Origin of the sequence: Luteimonas viscosa, from assembly GCF_008244685.1 — a bacterium.
Taxonomy (GTDB): Bacteria; Pseudomonadota; Gammaproteobacteria; order Xanthomonadales; family Xanthomonadaceae; genus Luteimonas; species Luteimonas viscosa.
Genome location: NZ_VTFT01000001.1, coordinates 604,983 through 621,947, shown reverse-complemented (window position 1 = coordinate 621,947; position 16,965 = coordinate 604,983). Strand labels below are relative to the sequence as shown.

The following is a 16,965-nucleotide window of genomic DNA, read 5'->3' as shown; positions in this document are numbered from 1 at the left end:
CCATGTCATCCCCGAACGTCGCAGTGGCACAGGCACCGGGCGAGGAGCTCCGGGGCTGGCTGACGCCGCTGGAACTGTGCGTGCTGGGGGCGATCTGGGGCGCGTCGTTCCTGTTCATGCGCATCGCCGCCGACGACTTCGGCCCGGCGCCGCTGGTCGAGGTCCGGCTGGCGCTGGGGTCGCTGGTACTGCTGCCGTTCCTGTGGCGCGCGCGGGCGCGGTTCCCGTTGCGGCTGTGGCCGAAGCTGGCATTGATCGGCGCGATCAACTCCGCGGTGCCCTTCCTGCTGTTCGCCTGGGCGGCGCAGCGCGCGCCGGCCGGCATCGGCGCGATCGCCAACGCGATGACCGTGCTGTTCACCGCGCTGGTGGGATTCCTGTTCTTCGGCGAGCGCATCGGCACGCGCCGCTCGGTGGCGCTGCTGGTCGGGTTCGTCGGCGTCGTGGTACTGGCCAGCGGCAAGATCGCGGGCATGAGCGTGGGCGCGGCCGCGCTCGCCGGCGCCGCGGCCTCGCTGCTGTACGGGCTCGGCATCAACCTGGTCCGCCGCCACCTCACCGGCCTGCCGCCGGCCGCGGTCGCATCCGCCACGCTCGGCGTCGGGGCGCTGCTCACGCTGCCGCTGGCCATCGCCTGGTGGCCGCCGCAGCTGATCCCGGCCGCGTCGTGGTGGTCGGCCGCGGCGCTCGGCGTGCTGTGCACCGGCGCCGCGTTCGTGCTGTATTACCGCCTGATCGGCCGCATCGGCGCCAATCGCGCCTCGACCGTCACCTACCTGATCCCGCTGTTCGGCGTCGGCTGGGCGTGGTGGCTGCTGGACGAACCGCTGACCTGGAGCATGGCGCTCGCCGGCGCGCTGATCCTGGGCAGCGTGGCCTTCAGCCAGAGGGCGTCGCGATGACGCACAAGCGCGTGCAGTTCGACTTCGAACTGGAGTTCACCAACGGCGGCGGGCTGCAGGGGCAGGGGTTCCGCCTCGACATCGAGGGCGATGCGATCGACGACCGGGACCTGGCCGACTACATCGTGCGCGACCTGCGCCTGCTGATGGCCGGCCCGGTGCGGATCATGAACAAGTCGATCATCGACGAGCCGCACAAGCGCAAGCGCGAGCCGCAGCCACGGCTGAGCGGGATCGTGGAACTGAGCCACGTCGTCGGCGACGGCACCGTGACCTATCCGGGGCTGCCGGCGCCGAGGATCTGCGACTACCTGAGCCGCGAGCAATCGCGGGCACATTACGAGGCCGGGACCGAGTTCCAGATCGCGCGGATCGACATGGTGGCCAACACCGGCACCTACGTCGACTGCCCCTTCCATCGCTACGCCGACGGCAAGGACCTGGCGCAGATGCCGGCCTCCGCCTTCGCCGACCTCGACGCCGTGGTGATCGACGCCGACCACCGGCAGGGCATCGCGATCGACGTGTCGCGGTTGCGCGGCTTCGAGGTGCGCGGTCGCGCGGTCCTGCTCCGGACCGGCTGGGATGCGTTCTGGGAAACGCCGGAGTACGCGGCCGGGCATCCGTTCCTGACCGAAGACGGGGCGGGCTACCTGCGCGACTGCGGCGTGGCGCTGGTGGGGATCGATTCGATGAACATCGACGACACCCGCGGCAGGGCGCGACCCGCGCATTCGATCCTGCTCGGCGCCGGGATCCCGATCGTCGAGCACCTGTGCAATCTCTCGGCGTTGCCCCCCGACGGCTTCCGCTTCACCGCGCTGCCGCCGCGCTTCGCCGGGGTGGGCACCTTCCCGGTCCGTGCGATCGCGACCCTGGGCGCGCGCTGACCGCGGGATCGTGCCGGACGCCGGTCGCAGCGCCGCAAAGCCGTCGGCGGCGTTGGCGCGCAAGGCGGGCGGACCTATCATCGGCGACTCGACCGGGAAGGCAGGCATGACGATGATCCGAATCCTGTGGCTGGGCGTCGCACTCGTGCTCGCCTGCACCAGCGCGCCAATGGCGTCTGCCGGCGAGCTGGCCGTGGTCAACGCACGCATCGTGGCGGCACCGGACGCCGAGCCGATCGCACGCGGCACGGTGCTGGTGCGCGACGGGCGCATCGCCGCGGTGGGCGATGCGGCGGAGGTGGCCGTGCCCGAGGGCGCGGAGGTCGTGGACGCGCGGGGCGGCACCGTGGTCGCCGGCTTCTGGAACAGCCACGTGCACCTGATGGCGCCGCCGCTCGACCGCGCCAGCGCGCATGCCGGCGACGTGTTGTCGGAGAGACTGTCGTCCGCCTACCTGCGCTGGGGATTCACCACGATCTTCGACATCGCCTCGCCGCCGGGCAATGCGATCGCGCTGCGCAGGCGGATCGCCGCCGGCGAGGTCGACGGCCCGCAGATCCTGACCGTCGACATGCCGTTCTTCCCAAAGGACGGCAAGCCGGTCTACGTGCCCGACGAGCTGGGCGGATGGACGACGCGGCTGGCCGAAGTGACCACGCCGGCGGAAGCCTCGGCCCGGGCGCAGCGGCAGCTCGAGGAGGGTGCCGACGGCCTGAAGCTGTTCGGCGGCGCCATCGTCGGCGGCGAGGTCGGCGTGCTGCCGATGGACCTCGACATCGCCCGCGCGGTGGTCGAGGTCGCCCACGCCGCCGGCAAGCGCGTGTTCGTGCACCCGACCAATGCCGAAGGCATCGCCGTCGCCATCGACAGCGATGCCGACGTGCTCGCGCACACCGCGCCGCAGGCCGGGCCGTGGCCGGAAGCGCTGGTGCGGCGCATGGTCGACGCCGACATGGCGCTGGTGCCGACGCTGTCGCTGTTCGAGATCGAGATGCGCAAGGAGGGCGTGCCCGAGGCGATCGTCGCGCGTGAAGTCGGCATCACGAAACAGCAGGTGGCCGCGTTCGCAAAAGCCGGCGGCGCGGTGCTGTTCGGAACCGACGCGGGCTATGTCGATGCCTACGACACGCACGTGGAACTGCGGCTGATGCACGAGGCCGGGTTGGACTGGCGCCGGATCCTGGACAGCCTGACCGCCGCGCCTGCGGCGTACTTCGGCCATGCGCAGCGCAAGGGGCGGATCGCCGAAGGGCTCGATGCCGACCTGGTGGTGCTGCGCGGCGATCCCGCGGACGACGTCGCCGAATTCGCCGATGTGCGCTACACGCTGCGCGGCGGCCAGGTCGTGTATCGGGCGGTCACCCGAGACTGAGTGCACGTTTGCCGATGGCGCTCGAGCGTCGCTCGCGGGGCGATGGACAGGGCCGTTACGACACTTGCCGATCCGCTGGCGCGCCCGGTGTCGGCAGCGTCCGTCCCGCGTCGTCGGCGCGCCGCTGCTGCGCGCGCCCCAGCCACAGCCCCAGCATCGCCCAGAACAGCGCCAGCGGCACCACCACGGTCACCAGGCCGCCGAGCGCGAGTCCGATCCGGCCCAGCAGGCCTTCGGTCTGCGCGCCGACCACGTCGCCGGCGCGGTAGACGAAGGTGTCGATGAAGGCCTTGGCCTTGTACTTGTCCTCGCGGCTGATCACGGTGAACAGCGCTTCGCGCGCGGGCCGGGTGAGGCCGCGCTGCACCGCCTTGCTCATCGCCTCCAGCGCAATGAGCATCGCGAACGAGCCGTAGATCGCCAGCCCGATGAAGCCCAGCGCGGTCGCCACCGGCAGCGCGGCCAGGGCCACGGCCAGCCCGAAGCGGCGGATGATCTGCCCGGTGAGCGTGAGCTGCAGCACCAGTACCGCGACCTGGGTCCACATGTCGATATTGCCGAGCAGGCCGGTGCGCGCATCGAGTCCGCTCTCGGCGCCGGCCACCATCTGCAGCCGGGTGAAGTAGATGAAGGTCGCCACCACCGTCATCGTCAGCACGTAGCCGGCGATGCCCAGCAGGTAGGGCGAGGAGAACACCGCGCGGAAACCGGCCCAGGCGCTGCCCCCGATGCGCCGGGCTTCCTCCGCCGCGGGCGAGTCGGCCTCCGCCGGCGAGGCGCCGCGATCCGGCCGCGTCCACACCAGCCACCACGCCAGTGCGATCGCGAACCCGAGGAACGCGGCCGCCACCAGCAGCAGCGCCGGCGTCCCCAGCGGCTCGGCCAGTTGCGAGGCCAGCCATGGGCCGAAGATCGCGCCGAGCGTGCCACCCACCGCGATCAGCGCGAACAGGCGCCTGCCCTGGTCGCTGGAGAAGCGGTCGGCCAGCAGCGCCCAGAACACCATGGTCACGAACAGGTTGAACACGCTGAACCAGACGTAGAACACCTGGCCGCTGCGCGTGCCCACCGCGCCCGGCGCGAACACCAGCAGCGCCCAGAAGCCGACCAGGCTCAGGGCGAAGAACGCATAGGTCGCCGAGATGAAGTGCAGGCGCCGGAACCGGCTGACGAGCCAGCCGAACATCGGGTTGACCGCGAGCGTGACCACCGCGGTGCCGATGAACAGCCAGCGTACGCTGTCGATGCCCTGTTCCATGCCCAGCGCGTCGCGCGCCGGTCGCAGCATCATCAGCGCGCTCAGGATGCAGAAGAAGAACAGCCCGGCGATGAGCACCGGCGCGAGCTCGCCGCGCCGGAGGTTGAACAGGTCGGACAGGCGTTCGCGCATCGCCCCGTCCGCTCAGGCGAACATCGCGACCAGTTCGGCCTTCTGCGCCTCGTCCAGCAGCGGGCCGACGCCGCCCTTGAGGTTGTCGGCCTGGCGTTCGGGCTTGCCGGTCGCCGGGATCACCACGGTCACCGCCGGATGGCTGACCACGAACTTCAGGAACATCTGCGCCCACGAGGTGACGCCCACATCGGCCGCCCAGCCGGGCAGATCCTTGCCGCGGGTTGCGGCGAACAGCTTGCCGTCGTCGAAGGCACGGTTGACCATCACCGCGATCCCCAGTTCCTGCGCGAGCGGGAACAGCGAGCGCGCCGCCTGCGGCGCGTTGACCGAGTAGTTGATCTGGACGAAATCGGGCTTTTCTGCGCGCATCAGACGTTCGGTCTCGGCATGGCCGCTTTCCAGGTAATGGGTGATGCCGATGTACTTCGCCTTGCCCCGTTCCTTGAGCTCGCGCGCATAGGGCATGGCCTCGGCCATGTTGCGCAGGTTGTGCACCTGCAGCAGCTCGACCCTGTCGGTGCGCAGCCGGCGCAGCGAATCGGCCCACTGCGCCTCGAGCGCGGCGCGGCTGTCAGCGGCGAGCTTGGTGGCGAGGAAGCAGCGCTCGCGCCAGCCGCCGTCGGCGAGCAGGGCGCCGACCACGTCCTCGGCATTGGAGTAGTTCGGCGAGGTGTCGATCACGCTGCCGCCGCCTTCGAAGAACACCTTCAACACGTCCTTCAGTGCGGTGAACTCCGCCGAATCCAGCGGTACCTCGTAGCTGCCAGAGGTGCCTACGCCGATCGCCGGAATCGCTTCGCCGCTGGAGGGAATCGTGCGCATGAGCAGGGCGCCACCGAGCGGTGCGATGTCCGCGATCGCCCCGGCCGGTTTTTCCCGCGGCACCGGGGCCGCCCCGTTCGGGCGTTCCTGGCTGCAGGCGGCGAGCGGCGCCAGCGCGAAGCCGGTGGCGGCAAGGCTGGCGGTGGCGATGAAATCGCGGCGGCTGTGCATGGCAGGTCTCCTCGGATCGGTGGGCGCGTCGGTGGGCCCGAGCCTGCCCGAGGCTGGCGTAAGCATCCGTGAGAATCCAGTGCCGGAAGTGACCCGTAGCCCGGATAAGGCCGCAGGCCGCATCCGGGTCGACCCGCGACCCCACCGCGCGCCGGCCGCCCATGGTCATTCGCGATTCGCATGCCGCCGCCGGTCCCTCCCCGGCGGCGGGCACTATCCGCCGCGCGCACCCAGCAGGCGCAGCAACGCCATAGCCGCGGCGGGATTGCGTTCCTTGGCCGCGGAAATGAAGAACACGAACACGTCGCGCTTGCGTGCGGGCGCCGTGTCGCCGGACAGCACCGGCAGGCCCTCCGGCACGCCGCCTTCGGCCCAGGTCCGCGCCCGCTCCGCCCACGCCTGCAATTGCGGCGACGGGTAGCCGGTCGCGATGCCGGCCTGCGCGCGCATCAGCCGTGCGTACACGAAGTCGGCCGTCGCGTCGGCGAAGCTCGGGTGCTCGTCCGAGTCGGTGAACACCGTCGCCATGCCGTGGCGGCGGGCGAGGGCGACGAAGCCGGCGTCGACGAACGCGCGGTCGCGCACGTCCAGTACGTGGCGCAGGCGCAGTCCACCAGCTTGGCGCGGCAGCAGCTCGAGGAACGCCGCGAACCCGTCGCGGTCGATGCGGGTGCCGGCATCGAACTGCCAGACCAGGGGTCCCAGCCTGTCGCGCAGCTCGACGATGCCGCCGATGAAGTCGTCGACCTGCGGCCCGACCTTCGCCAGCGCCCGCGACTGCATGATCCGCTTCGGCGCCTTGGCCGAGAACACGAAGCCTTCCGGCGTTTCCTCCCGCCATTTCACGTAGGTCGCCGGCTTCTGCATACCGTAGTAGGTGCCGTTGATCTCGATCGCGGAGAGCTCCCGGCTGGCGTATTCCAGCTCCCGCCGCTGCACCAGCCCCTTCGGATAGAAGTTGTCGCGCCACGGCGCATAGGTCCAGCCGCCGATGCCGACGCGGATCCCGTCGACCGCGGGCACGCCCTCAACCGGCATGACGGATCAGCTCCGGCTGCAGCGTCGGCAGCAGCCGCTTCGGCGCCTTGCGCGACCAGGCCTGCACCAGCAGGCGCGTCGTCAGGGTCGTGTCGACGGCGCGCAGGTCCACGCGCAATCCCAGCACGCGCCGCCCCCAGTGCAGGGCCTCGATGCAGCCGGGATGCAGCGCCAGCGCACGCTGCCGTTCGGTTTCGTCGACGAAGGCGTGCAGGTGGCGGTCGTCGGGAGGCAGGGTGGCGAAGATCCTGCCACCGACGCGGAACGAGGCGTAATCGAAGTGCGGCGCCTCGACCGCACCGGGCAGCGACAGCGCGATCGCGCGGACGTCGGCGACGGTGGCCGGTTTCATGGCGCCGCCTTCCACGGATCGTAGCTGCCGAACCACCACAGGTGGCCTTCCGGGTCGTGGCAGGCGTAGCCGCGGCCGCCGTAATCCTGGTCGGCGATGTCGATCGCGATCGTGGCGCCCGCCGCCGTCGCGCGGCGGTAATGCGCGTCGACATCGGCCACGATCACGCAGGGGCTCTGGGTCTGGCGGCCGCCGACCTCGTCGGGCTGCACGATCCGCCCGCCCCATTCCGACCCGGCCTGCACCGATCCGAGCATGACCATGCCGTTGCCGAAGGTGAGCTCGGCGTGGTGGACGGTGTCGCCGTCGGCGTAGACGGCGCGCTTCTCGAAGCCGAACGCGCCGCACAGCCACTCGATCGCCGCGGGGGCGTCGCGATAGCGCAGGCAGGGGATGATGGTGCTGGTGGGCTCGGCGGCATGGCTCATGCGTGGCTCCGTGGATTGGCGCCGGGGTGGCGCATGGAGATCCTCCCGCGGGGCGCCACGCCCGTCTTGTAGATTCCGGCATTCATGCCAGCGGCACGTGGTTGTGCCACGGGCTGCGCCGCGCCATCCAGTCGGTGGGGGTCATGCCGGAGAAGGCGCGGAACTCGTGCGTCAGGTGGGCCTGGTCGTGGAAGCCGCCGTCGACGGCGATCCCGGCCCATTCGATGCGCGCTTCGCGTCGCGCCTGCGCCACCACGCCGTGGAAACGCTGCAGGCGGGCGTAACGCTTGGGCGACATCCCGACCTGCTCGCGGAACAGTTCCCCGAAACGGCGCGGCGACAGGCGGCAATGCGCTGCAATCGCGGCGATGCGCCGGGCACCAGGCGCGGCATCGATCAGGCGCACGGCATGCGCGATCGCCGGATGCATCGCCGCGGCGCTGGCGCGCGCGCGTGCGCTCAGCCAGCGCTCGACGATGTCCACCCGCGCCCGCGCACCGGAGGCGTCCAGCAGCCGTTCGCGCAACGTGCGTGCGCTGCCCGCAGCCAGTGCGTCCAGGTCGACCTGGCGGTTGGCGATCGCATCCATCCGTTCGCGGAAGAATGGTGCGGCGGCGCCGGCACGGAATACCACCCCGACCACGGCGGTCTGCTCGGCGGTGTCGATCACGAAGCCGCGGTGCGCGGGCGCGTCGAGCGAGGCACCCGCGTTGCGCGTGCAACGCATGGCCTCGTCGTAGACCCGGGTCTCGTCCTGGGCGAGGTTGATCACCAGTTGCGGCTTCGCCGTCGGCAGCATGCGGTCGAATCGATGCGCTGGCTGCGCCTGGACGCAGTCCCAGATCGATTCGACCAGCGACGACAGAGGCGCGGCGGGCTGGACGACCAGCAGACCCATGGCCTGGCTCCCGGTGATGGCCCCTCGAAGGGTAGCAGGGCGGCCGCGCCCGCGGCGGTCATCGATCGTGCATGGCGACCCGGTAAGCTGCGGGTGTGGGGGGACAGGAGCGAATGCTGATGTCCCTGGTCGAGCGGTTGAAGGCATGGTGGCAAGGCTGGTTGCGGCGAAGGCGCGGGGTTCCCCCGGCGCTCGGGCGCGATACCGGGCCTGCGCCGAAGGGCGAGGCACGCGCATTGCCGGCGCCGGAGACTCCGGTCCCCGGCAGGGCGATGCCTGCGACGTCGAAGAAGAAGGGAACGCCGCCGCGCGTTGTCGCGATGCGTCCGATCCGGCTGGCGCTGCAGGGCGGCGGCTCGCATGGCGCCTTCACCTGGGGCGTGCTCGACGGCCTGCTGCAGCGCGACGATCTCGCCATCGAAGCGGCTTCGGGCGCCAGTGCGGGCGCGCTGAATGCGGCGGTGCTCGCGTGCGGATGGGCGAAGGCCGGGCGCCAGGGGGCGCGTGAGGCCCTGCAGGCGTTCTGGCGCGACGTCGGCGCGGCCGGCGGCGCCAGCCTGCTGCCGCTGCAGGCGCCGGCGTTCGGTCCGCCGTTCGACCTGGCGTCGGTGCCGGGCTACGACTGGGCCAGCCGCTTCCTGCGCACGCTCAGCCCCTACGACTACAACCCGCTCAACCTCAATCCCTTGCGCGACGTGCTGCTGCGGCATGTCGACGTCGATGCGTTGCGCGAGGGGCCGGTCCGCGTGTTCGTCACCGCCACCGCGGTGCGCAGCGGCGAGGCGCGCGTGTTCCGCGGCGACGCGCTGGGCATCGACGCGCTGCTCGCGTCGGCCTGCCTGCCGTTCCTGTTCCAGGCGGTCGAGATCGACGGCGAGCCGTACTGGGACGGCGGCTACAGCGGCAACCCTTCGATCCATCCGCTGATCGAACCGGGCGAGGAATGCGACATCGTCGTGGTGCGGATCAACCCGGCGCATCGCGAAGGCGTGCCCCGGCGCAGCACCGAGATCATGGACCGGATCGGCGAGATCACCTTCAATGCCAGCCTGATCGGCGAGCTGCGGATGATCGCGCAGCTCAACCGCCTGCAGCAGCGGCTGGCCTCGCACGGGGTGCGTCCGGCGCAATGCCGGCTGCACGTGATCGCCGACGACGTCGACCTCGCGACCCTGCCGGCCTCCAGCCGGATGCGGGTCGATCCCGCTTTCGTCCTGCGCCTGCATGGCCTCGGAGAGGCGGCGGTCGCGCAGTTCCTGGAAATGCATGGGGACGCGATCGGGGCGCGATCCAGCCATTCGCCGGCTGGCCAGGAGGCGCAGGCCGAAGTAGGAGCCCTGCCGGAGGGCTGATCGAACGGCATTGCGTGCGCGGCGATGCGCCGGCAGGTGTGAGCCGGTGCTCCTTGCGCCGGCTACTCGATCGGTTCGTCCAGCAGCAACTGGCGCGCGAACCGCACCGGCGGCGCACCGTACGACAGCATGCCGTCGTGGTAGGCCTTGAGGTCGAAGGCGTCACCGAGCCTGGCCTCTGCCGCCTTGCGCGCGTCGAAATGTTCCTGCGCGCCGACGAAATAGGTCGCCAGCTGGGTGGACGACAGCTGGGCGCGGATCCACTTGCCGTCGGCCTCGCTCTGCTGCTGGAACGTCTGGCGCACCATCAGGTCCATCGCCTGTTCCTTGGTCCAGTCGTCGACGTGCAGGCCCTGGTCGAGGATCGCGTTGGCGACCGCGCGCGCATAGAACTTGAGCTGCATCAGCCGGAACAGCGGGTCGTTGTCCAGGTAGCCGGCATCGGCCATCATCCGCTCGGTGTACACCGCCCAGCCTTCGGCGAAGGGGCCGGAGCGGAATACCGCGCGCAGCGTCGAGGGAAAGCGCGCCGAGTGCGCGCCCTCGAGATAGTGACCGGGCATCGCCTCGTGGATGGTCAGCACGTGGATCAGGCGCTTGTTGTATTCGCGCAGGAACGAGTCGACCTGCTCGTCGTTCCAGTCCTCGGGAATCGGTGAAATCGCATAGTAGGTGTCCAGGCCCTTGTCGAGCGGCCCGGGCGAGTCGGCATAGGCCACCGAGAAGCCGCGCTGGAATTCCGGCATCAGGATGATCTTCACCGGATCGTCCGGCACCGTGACCAGGTCCTTCCCGCGCACGAACGCGGTCGCCACCTCGAGCGTGTGCTTCGCGAAATCCACCACTTCCTCGCGCCCGGGCCGGTCTTCGTAGGCCAGCTCCATCGCCGCCTCGATCGCCGCCTGCCGCTGGTCCTCGCTGGGCGAGTCGGGGGTCTCGGGCGCACCGGGACGATTCCGCAGCACGGTCTTGGCCACCGTGTACATCTCCTCGCGGATGCGCGCCAGCTCGGACTCGGCGCGCTGGCGGATCTGTTGCCGCGTCAGCGAGGAATTGAGCGAGAACTTCAGCTTCGCGTCGTACAGCTCGGCTCCGATCCGGAACTCGCCCTTCGCGTTCGGCACCAGGGTGTCGTCGAGCCACTGCTGGTGCTGCTCCACCGCCTCGCGAAGCGTGGCCACGGCGGCATCCAGGCGCGCACGCTGCTCACCCTGCAACTGGTCTGCGTTCGGAGCGATGAAGCTGTCGATCAGGGTCAGCACGCCCCTGTTCTGCTTCGCCACCGTGTCGGCATGGGCCCTAGGGACGCGCGCCGGGTCGAGGTTCTCGCGCGCCTGGGCGAGCAGGGCCGGAATCTTCTCCATGCGCGCGGTTGCCGATTCCAGCCGTTGCGGCATCGGCGCGAACTCGCGCGCCATCAGGTTGTAGATCGCGCCACCGGCCAGGCCGCTGTAGATCTGCGGATCCCAGGCCCAGCTCTGCATCGTCTGCGCATCCCACAGCGCGTACTCGAGCTGGTTGCGCAGGATCCGGGCGTCGACCTGGTTCTCGCGCGAGAGCGCGGCCAGATCGATCGCATCGAGTTCGGCCAGCATGCGCCTGTTGAAATCGTCGGCCTTCGCGCGGCCGGCGGCGGACAGGTCGTCGATCTCGCCGTCGAAGCGATGGTCGCCGATCTGGGTGGCGGCCACGGGCGAGAGCGCCATCGCTTCGTCGAGATAGCGCCTGGACAGGTCGGCGAAGGTCGCGTCGGCCTGCGACGCCACGGCGGCGTTCGCGGAGTCTGCGCTGGCGGTGTCCGCCGGTGCCGGTGGGGTCGGGGCTTGTGCGCTGCAGGCGGCGAGCGCACAGGCGAGGAGGGCGATGGCGGGCAGGCGAGGCGTCATGGCGTACGTGCGCGAGGGAGAAGATGCGAGACAGGATAGCGCCCGCTGCGTGGCCGCGCCCGTGCCGTAGCCGAGGTTCGCGTGCGCAATGCCACGGCGCCGGCACCGATGTGTCGGAAGTCATGCCCGGCGTGCAGCCGAAGCCTGCAACATGCGCGCTATGCTGGCGCGACGCGCAGGAGCCGCCTCACCGGTGCGGGCACGCGGAGGAATGCACATGCAGCGACGCGATTTCCTGGCCCTTGGCGGCCTCGGTGCCGGCAGCCTGCTGCTGCCGTCGTTTCCCGGCAGGACGATCGCCGCCGGGCAACTGCTGGAGACGATGGACGTCGCACTGAAGCGGCGCCTCGCCGACGCCGCGCTGCAGGCGGCGACCACCGCCGGCGCGTCGTATTGCGACGTGCGCATCGGCCGCTACCTGCGGCAGTCGCTGATCACGCGCGAGGCGCTGGTGCTCGACGTGGCCAACGAGGAATCGGTCGGCGTCGGCGTGCGCGTGATCGCCGACCATGCCTGGGGCTTCGCCGCCACCAGCCGCCTCGACCCCGACTCGGTGGCCGCCGCGGCGCGCCAGGCCGCGGCGATCGCGAAGGCCAATGCGCGGATCCAGACGCAGCCGGTACAGCTCGCGGAGGCGCCGGGCGTGGGCGAGGTGTCGTGGAAGACGCCGGTCGCGGTCAACGGCATGCAGGTGCCGATCCGCGACAAGCTCGACCTGCTGCTGTCGGTCAACGCGGCGGCGCTGGAGGCCGGCGCGAGCTTCGCCGCCTCGCGCATGTTCCTGGTCAACGAGCAGAAATACTTTGCGTCCACCGACGGCTCGTACATCGACCAGGACGTGCACCGGATCTGGGCTCCGTTCACGGTGACCGCGATCGACAAGGCCAGCGGCAGGTTCCGCACCCGCGACGGCCTGTCCGCGCCGATGGGAATGGGCTACGAGTACCTCGACGCGGATCCCTCGCAACGCTTCGAGCTGCCGGGCGGCGTGGTCGCCTACGGCCGCAGCTACGACATGCGCGCCGATGCCGTAGCCGCCGCGAAGCAGGCGCAGGCCAAGCTCAAGGCGCCCTCGGTCAAGCCGGGCAAGTACGACCTGGTGATCGACCCGAGCAACCTGTTCCTGACCATCCACGAAAATGTCGGCCATCCGCTGGAACTCGACCGCGTGCTGGGCTACGAGGCCAACTACGCCGGCACCAGCTTCGCCACGCTCGACAAGCGCGGCAGCTTCCGCTGGGGCAGCGAGCGGGTGAACCTGTACGCCGACCGGACCGAACCCGGCAGCCTCGGCGCCGTCGGTTACGACGACGAAGGCGTGAAGTGCAAGCGCTGGGATCTTGTGAAGGACGGTGTGCTGGTCGACTACCAGTCGATCCGCGACCAGGCCCACATCCTCGGCAAGAGCGCATCCGATGGCTGCTGCTATGCCGATTCCTGGTCGAGCGTGCAGTTCCAGCGCATGCCCAACGTGTCGCTGGCGCCGGGCGGGGCGCGGCTGAGCGTCCCGGAGATGGTGAAGGACGTCGAGAACGGGCTCTATATCCACGGCCGCGGCTCGTACTCGATCGACCAGCAGCGCTACAACGCCCAGTTCGGTGCGCAGCTGATGTTCGCCATCCGCAACGGCGAGGTGCGCGAACTGGTGGAGGACGGTGCCTACCAGATCCGCACGCCGGAGTTCTGGAACGCGTGTTCGGCGATCTGCGACGCGCGCGATTTCCGCCTCGGTGGCTCGTTCTTCGACGGCAAGGGCCAGCCGAGCCAGGTCTCGGCGGTCTCGCACGGCGCGGCGACCACGCGTTTCGACGGCCAGAACGTGATCAACACCGCGCGTTCGCTGGGTTGAACCGCGGGTCGGGCGTTCCCGACCGTGCCAAAAGTCATTTGCGCCGGCGTACCCGGGCCGCCCAGAATCGGAACACCCTCCGGGCCGGTGCCATGCACCCGGCTCCGGGCCGATGCCGCGGCGCCGATGCCGTGGCCACGACGACGGAGATGCCCCCTTGCAACGACGCGACTTCCTGGCCCTTGGCGGCCTCGGCATGGGCAGCCTGGCGCTGCCCGCATGGCTGGGCAAGGCGATCGCCGCCGACCAGCTCCTCACCACGCTCGACCTCCCGGTCAAGAAGCAGCTCGCCGACGCGGCGCTGCAGGCCGCCCGCGGCTCCGGCGCCAGTTACTGCGACGTGCGCATCGGCCGCTACCTGCGCCAGTTCGTGATGACCCGCGAGGACAAGGTGCAGAACGTGGTCAACACCGAATCCACCGGCGTGGGCGTGCGCGTGATCGCCGACGGCGCCTGGGGCTTCGCCGCCACCAACGGACTCACCGTCGATTCGGTGGCCGAGGCGGCGCGCCGTGCGACCGCGATCGCCAAGGCCAACGCGAAGGTGCAGACCGCGCCGGTGCAGCTGGCGCCCGCGCCGGGATACGGCGAGGTCGCGTGGAAGACCCCGATCCGCAGGAACGCGATGGAAGTGCCGGTGAAGGACAAGGTCGACCTGCTGCTTTCGGTCAATGCCGCAGCGATCAATGCCGGCGCCAGTTTCATCAATTCCACCCTGTTCCTGGTCAACGAACAGAAGTACTTCGCCTCCACCGACGGCTCCTACATCGACCAGGACGTGCACCGGATCTGGGCGCCGATGACGGTGACCGCGATCGACAAGGCCAGCGGCAAGTTCCGCACCCGCGAAGGGCTGTCGGCACCGATGGGCCTGGGCTACGAGTACCTCGACGGCGACCGCGGCCAGAAGTTCGTCTCGCCCAACGGCGTGGTCAACTACGGCCAGTCCTACGACATGCTCGAGGACGCCGTGGCCGCGGCCAAGCAGGCGCAGGAGAAGCTCAAGGCGCCGTCGGTCAAGCCGGGCAAGTACGACCTGGTGCTCGATCCCTCGCACACCTGGCTGACGATCCACGAATCGGTCGGCCATCCGCTGGAACTCGACCGCGTGCTCGGCTACGAGGCCAACTACGCCGGCACCAGCTTCGCCACGATGGACAAGCGCGAGGCGGGGTTCCAGTACGGCAGCGACCGGGTCACCCTGTTCGCCGACAAGACCCAGCCGGGCAGCCTCGGCGCCGTCGGCTACGACGACGAAGGCGTCAAGTGCAAGCGCTGGGACCTGGTGAAGGACGGCATCCTGGTCGACTACCAGACCATCCGCGACCAGGCCCACATCGTCGGCAAGGACGAGTCCGACGGCTGCTGCTACGCCGACTCGTGGTCGAGCGTGCAGTTCCAGCGCATGGCCAACGTCTCGCTCGCGGCCGGCAAGGACAAGCTGTCGGTGGCGGACATGGTCAAGGACGTCGAGAACGGCATCTACATCATCGGCGACGGCTCGTTCTCGATCGACCAGCAGCGCTACAACGCCCAGTTCGGCGGCCAGCTGTTCTACGAGATCAAGGACGGCGCGATCACCGGCATGATCGAGGACGTGGCCTACCAGATCCGCACGCCGGAGTTCTGGAACGCGTGCTCGGCGATCTGCGACGAGAGCGACTACCGCCTGGGCGGCTCGTTCTTCGACGGCAAGGGCCAGCCGGGGCAGGTGTCGGCGGTCTCGCACGGCTCGAGCACGGCGCGTTTCAACGGCATCAACGTCATCAACACCGCGCGTTCGCTCGGCTGACCGGCACAGGAGATACGAATACATGAGCATCTTTACCGAAGCCGAAGCCAAGGCGATCCTCGACAAGGTCATCGCGCTGTCCACCGCGGACGAGTGCACGGCCACCCTCGGCGGCGGCACCAGCGGCAACATCCGTTTCGCGCTGAACAACGTCTCCACCAGCGGCATCGTCGACGACGTCGAGCTGGGCGTGAGCGTGGCCTTCGGCAAGCGCGTCGGAACCGCGACCATCAACGAGTTCGACGACGCCTCGCTCGAGCGCGTGGTACGCCGCGCCGAGGACCTGGCGCGGCTGGCGCCGGAAAACCCGGAGTTCATGCCCGCGATCGGCAAGCAGTCGTACACGCCCACCAGCACCTTCAGCGCCGCCACCGCGGCGATCACCCCCGAGCAGCGCGCCCAGGTGGCGGTGGATTCGATCGCGCCCTGCCGCTCGTCGGGACTGGTCGCGGCCGGATTCCTGGAGGACAGCCAGTCGTTCACCGCGATCGCCAACAGCAACGGCAACTTCGCCTACCAGACTTCGACCAGCGCCGACTACACCTGCACCGTGCGTACCGAGGACGGGCGCGGTTCGGGCTGGGTCGGCCGCAACGTCACCGACATCGGCGGCCTGGACGCGGGTCGCGACGTCGCCATCGCCATCCGCAAGGCGCGCGATTCGGCCGATGCCAAGGCGCTGGAGCCGGGCAAGTACACGGTGATCCTGGAGCCGCACGCCGCCGCCGGCCTGGTCTCGTTCATGATGTTCTTCTTCGACGCGCGCCAGGCCGACGAGGGCCGCAGCTTCCTGTCGAAGAAGGGCGGCGGCAACAAAATCGGCGAGCAGGTCTACGACCCGCGGGTGAACATCTGGGCGGATCCGGGCGACGCCAACGTGCCGGTGCTGCCGTGGGACGACGAAGGCCAGCCGCGCAAGCGCATGCCGGTCATCCAGGACGGCAAGGTCGCGAACCTGCTGTACTCGCGCTACTGGGCGCAGCAGCAGGGCAGGGAGGCGGTGGCGATGCCGGGCAACCTGATCATGTCCGGCGGCACCAAGTCCACCGCCGACCTGGTGCGCGAGACCGACCGCGGCATCCTGGTCACCCGTACCTGGTACATCCGCATGGTGGACCCGCAGACGGTGCTGCTCACCGGCCTCACCCGCGACGGCACGTTCTACATCGAGGACGGCGAGGTCAAGCACCCGGTGAAGAACTTCCGCTTCAACGAATCGCCGGTGATCATGCTCAACAACATCGACGAGCTCGGCAAGCCGGTGCGCGTGAGCGGCGACGAGTCGCAATTCGCGATGATGATCCCGCCGATGCGGTTGCGCGATTTCACGTTCACGTCGTTGTCCGACGCGGTGTGACGGCCAGCCGTCCGCTGTTGATTTCGCACCAGTCTGGCGGGATGCCGCCAGACCCGAAGGGCGCCGCCCATGGATGGGCGGCGTTTTCCGACCGAGGCAGGATGCCGAGTCGGAAAATCCCCATTCTGGATCCGTCTCGAGCTTGTGCACTTGCGGGGAAAGCGCTTTTCTTTGGTTCGTTTCTTTTGACGCTTATCAAAAGAAATGAACCCGTCCGCTGCAGCGGACGGAAGCTTTTGCCTTTGTCTCTTACCTTGGCATTGACATGGGGTCAGGCAAAGCCAAGAGCTTCCGCTCGCCACGAGCGAGCGGGTAACTTTTCTTTGCTGGCCCACTGCGCAGCGAACGGCGCAGCCGGTCAAGAACAAGTCACCAAAAGAATTGGCCTTCCCCGCAAGTGCACAAGCCCACGCCCGACCGTGGATCGGCATTCTCCGACTCGGCATCCTGCCTCGGTCGGAAA

Annotated in this window: 14 protein-coding genes; 7 read left to right on the top strand and 7 right to left on the bottom strand. The window is 69.6% G+C overall.

The window, feature by feature from the left end:
* Window positions 1-2 precede the first annotated feature (2 nt).
* The 3 genes from FZO89_RS02855 (at window position 3) to FZO89_RS02845 (ending at window position 3,164) form a co-directional block, all read left to right on the top strand.
* Window positions 3-902: a DMT family transporter gene (locus FZO89_RS02855; protein WP_149101841.1), complete on the top strand. Its 900-nt coding sequence runs from the start codon at window positions 3-5 to the stop codon at window positions 900-902.
* On the top strand, window positions 899-1,792 hold the full coding sequence (locus FZO89_RS02850) for a cyclase family protein (RefSeq protein WP_149101840.1): 894 nt from the start codon (window positions 899-901) through the stop codon (window positions 1,790-1,792). The genes FZO89_RS02855 and FZO89_RS02850 overlap by 4 nt, the downstream gene beginning before the upstream one ends.
* 106 nt (window positions 1,793-1,898) lie before the next feature.
* Window positions 1,899-3,164 carry an amidohydrolase family protein gene (locus FZO89_RS02845; RefSeq protein WP_262378501.1) on the top strand — a complete coding sequence of 422 codons (1,266 nt, stop codon included), beginning with the start codon at window positions 1,899-1,901 and terminating at the stop codon, window positions 3,162-3,164.
* Between the two features lie 55 nt (window positions 3,165-3,219).
* Here the strand turns inward: FZO89_RS02845 and FZO89_RS02840 are convergent, their stop codons facing one another.
* The 6 genes from FZO89_RS02840 to FZO89_RS02815 all read right to left on the bottom strand — a co-directional run bounded on the left by FZO89_RS02840 (window position 3,220) and on the right by FZO89_RS02815 (window position 8,266).
* On the bottom strand, window positions 3,220-4,554 hold the full coding sequence (locus FZO89_RS02840) for an NTP/NDP exchange transporter (RefSeq protein WP_149101839.1): 1,335 nt from the start codon (window positions 4,552-4,554) through the stop codon (window positions 3,220-3,222).
* A gap of 12 nt (window positions 4,555-4,566) precedes the next feature.
* On the bottom strand, window positions 4,567-5,550 hold the full coding sequence (locus tag FZO89_RS02835; RefSeq protein ID WP_149101838.1) for an aldo/keto reductase: 984 nt from the start codon (window positions 5,548-5,550) through the stop codon (window positions 4,567-4,569).
* Window positions 5,551-5,763: 213 nt separating this feature from the next.
* Window positions 5,764-6,588 carry a DUF72 domain-containing protein gene (locus FZO89_RS02830; protein ID WP_149101837.1) on the bottom strand — a complete coding sequence of 275 codons (825 nt, stop codon included), beginning with the start codon at window positions 6,586-6,588 and terminating at the stop codon, window positions 5,764-5,766.
* Window positions 6,578-6,940, bottom strand: a complete 363-nt coding sequence (locus tag FZO89_RS02825; protein WP_149101836.1) for an MmcQ/YjbR family DNA-binding protein — start codon at window positions 6,938-6,940, stop codon at window positions 6,578-6,580. Before FZO89_RS02825 ends, FZO89_RS02830 begins: the two co-directional genes overlap by 11 nt.
* Window positions 6,937-7,368, bottom strand: coding sequence for a VOC family protein (locus FZO89_RS02820; protein WP_149101835.1), 432 nt, complete (start codon window positions 7,366-7,368; stop codon window positions 6,937-6,939). The genes FZO89_RS02825 and FZO89_RS02820 overlap by 4 nt, the downstream gene beginning before the upstream one ends.
* A gap of 82 nt (window positions 7,369-7,450) precedes the next feature.
* A complete protein-coding gene (locus FZO89_RS02815) occupies window positions 7,451-8,266 on the bottom strand; it encodes a helix-turn-helix domain-containing protein (protein ID WP_187471016.1) in 816 nt (271 codons plus the stop codon).
* A gap of 320 nt (window positions 8,267-8,586) precedes the next feature.
* On the opposite strand from FZO89_RS02815, the gene FZO89_RS02810 reads away from it, so the two are divergent.
* Window positions 8,587-9,618 (top strand): patatin-like phospholipase family protein, encoded by a 1,032-nt coding sequence (locus FZO89_RS02810; protein ID WP_149101833.1) that lies wholly within the window; start codon window positions 8,587-8,589, stop codon window positions 9,616-9,618.
* Between the two features lie 62 nt (window positions 9,619-9,680).
* Here the strand turns inward: FZO89_RS02810 and FZO89_RS02805 are convergent, their stop codons facing one another.
* On the bottom strand, window positions 9,681-11,504 hold the full coding sequence (locus tag FZO89_RS02805; protein ID WP_149101832.1) for a DUF885 domain-containing protein: 1,824 nt from the start codon (window positions 11,502-11,504) through the stop codon (window positions 9,681-9,683).
* A 217-nt stretch (window positions 11,505-11,721) separates the two neighbouring features.
* Here FZO89_RS02805 and FZO89_RS02800 point away from each other — a divergent pair, with 217 nt between their 5' ends.
* The 3 genes from FZO89_RS02800 to FZO89_RS02790 all read left to right on the top strand — a co-directional run bounded on the left by FZO89_RS02800 (window position 11,722) and on the right by FZO89_RS02790 (window position 16,502).
* On the top strand, window positions 11,722-13,353 hold the full coding sequence (locus FZO89_RS02800) for a TldD/PmbA family protein (RefSeq protein ID WP_149101831.1): 1,632 nt from the start codon (window positions 11,722-11,724) through the stop codon (window positions 13,351-13,353).
* Between the two features lie 157 nt (window positions 13,354-13,510).
* Window positions 13,511-15,145, top strand: coding sequence for a TldD/PmbA family protein (locus FZO89_RS02795; RefSeq protein ID WP_187471015.1), 1,635 nt, complete (start codon window positions 13,511-13,513; stop codon window positions 15,143-15,145).
* 22 nt (window positions 15,146-15,167) lie between these two features.
* On the top strand, window positions 15,168-16,502 hold the full coding sequence (locus tag FZO89_RS02790; RefSeq protein WP_149101830.1) for a TldD/PmbA family protein: 1,335 nt from the start codon (window positions 15,168-15,170) through the stop codon (window positions 16,500-16,502).
* Window positions 16,503-16,965 lie beyond the last annotated feature (463 nt).

Bases quoted from the DNA above. Each gene is read 5' to 3' on its own strand.
- FZO89_RS02815 (WP_187471016.1), bottom strand. From the start codon at position 8,266: ATGGGTCTGCTGGTCGTCCAGCCCGCCGCGCCTCTGTCGTCGCTGGTC.
- FZO89_RS02820 (WP_149101835.1), bottom strand. From the start codon at position 7,368: ATGAGCCATGCCGCCGAGCCCACCAGCACCATCATCCCCTGCCTGCGC.
- FZO89_RS02790 (WP_149101830.1), top strand. From the start codon at position 15,168: ATGAGCATCTTTACCGAAGCCGAAGCCAAGGCGATCCTCGACAAGGTC.
- FZO89_RS02835 (WP_149101838.1), bottom strand. From the start codon at position 5,550: ATGCACAGCCGCCGCGATTTCATCGCCACCGCCAGCCTTGCCGCCACC.
- FZO89_RS02805 (WP_149101832.1), bottom strand. From the start codon at position 11,504: ATGACGCCTCGCCTGCCCGCCATCGCCCTCCTCGCCTGTGCGCTCGCC.
- FZO89_RS02850 (WP_149101840.1), top strand. From the start codon at position 899: ATGACGCACAAGCGCGTGCAGTTCGACTTCGAACTGGAGTTCACCAAC.
- FZO89_RS02810 (WP_149101833.1), top strand. From the start codon at position 8,587: ATGCGTCCGATCCGGCTGGCGCTGCAGGGCGGCGGCTCGCATGGCGCC.
- FZO89_RS02800 (WP_149101831.1), top strand. From the start codon at position 11,722: ATGCAGCGACGCGATTTCCTGGCCCTTGGCGGCCTCGGTGCCGGCAGC.
- FZO89_RS02845 (WP_262378501.1), top strand. From the start codon at position 1,899: ATGACGATGATCCGAATCCTGTGGCTGGGCGTCGCACTCGTGCTCGCC.
- FZO89_RS02830 (WP_149101837.1), bottom strand. From the start codon at position 6,588: ATGCCGGTTGAGGGCGTGCCCGCGGTCGACGGGATCCGCGTCGGCATC.
- FZO89_RS02840 (WP_149101839.1), bottom strand. From the start codon at position 4,554: ATGCGCGAACGCCTGTCCGACCTGTTCAACCTCCGGCGCGGCGAGCTC.
- FZO89_RS02825 (WP_149101836.1), bottom strand. From the start codon at position 6,940: ATGAAACCGGCCACCGTCGCCGACGTCCGCGCGATCGCGCTGTCGCTG.
- FZO89_RS02855 (WP_149101841.1), top strand. From the start codon at position 3: ATGTCATCCCCGAACGTCGCAGTGGCACAGGCACCGGGCGAGGAGCTC.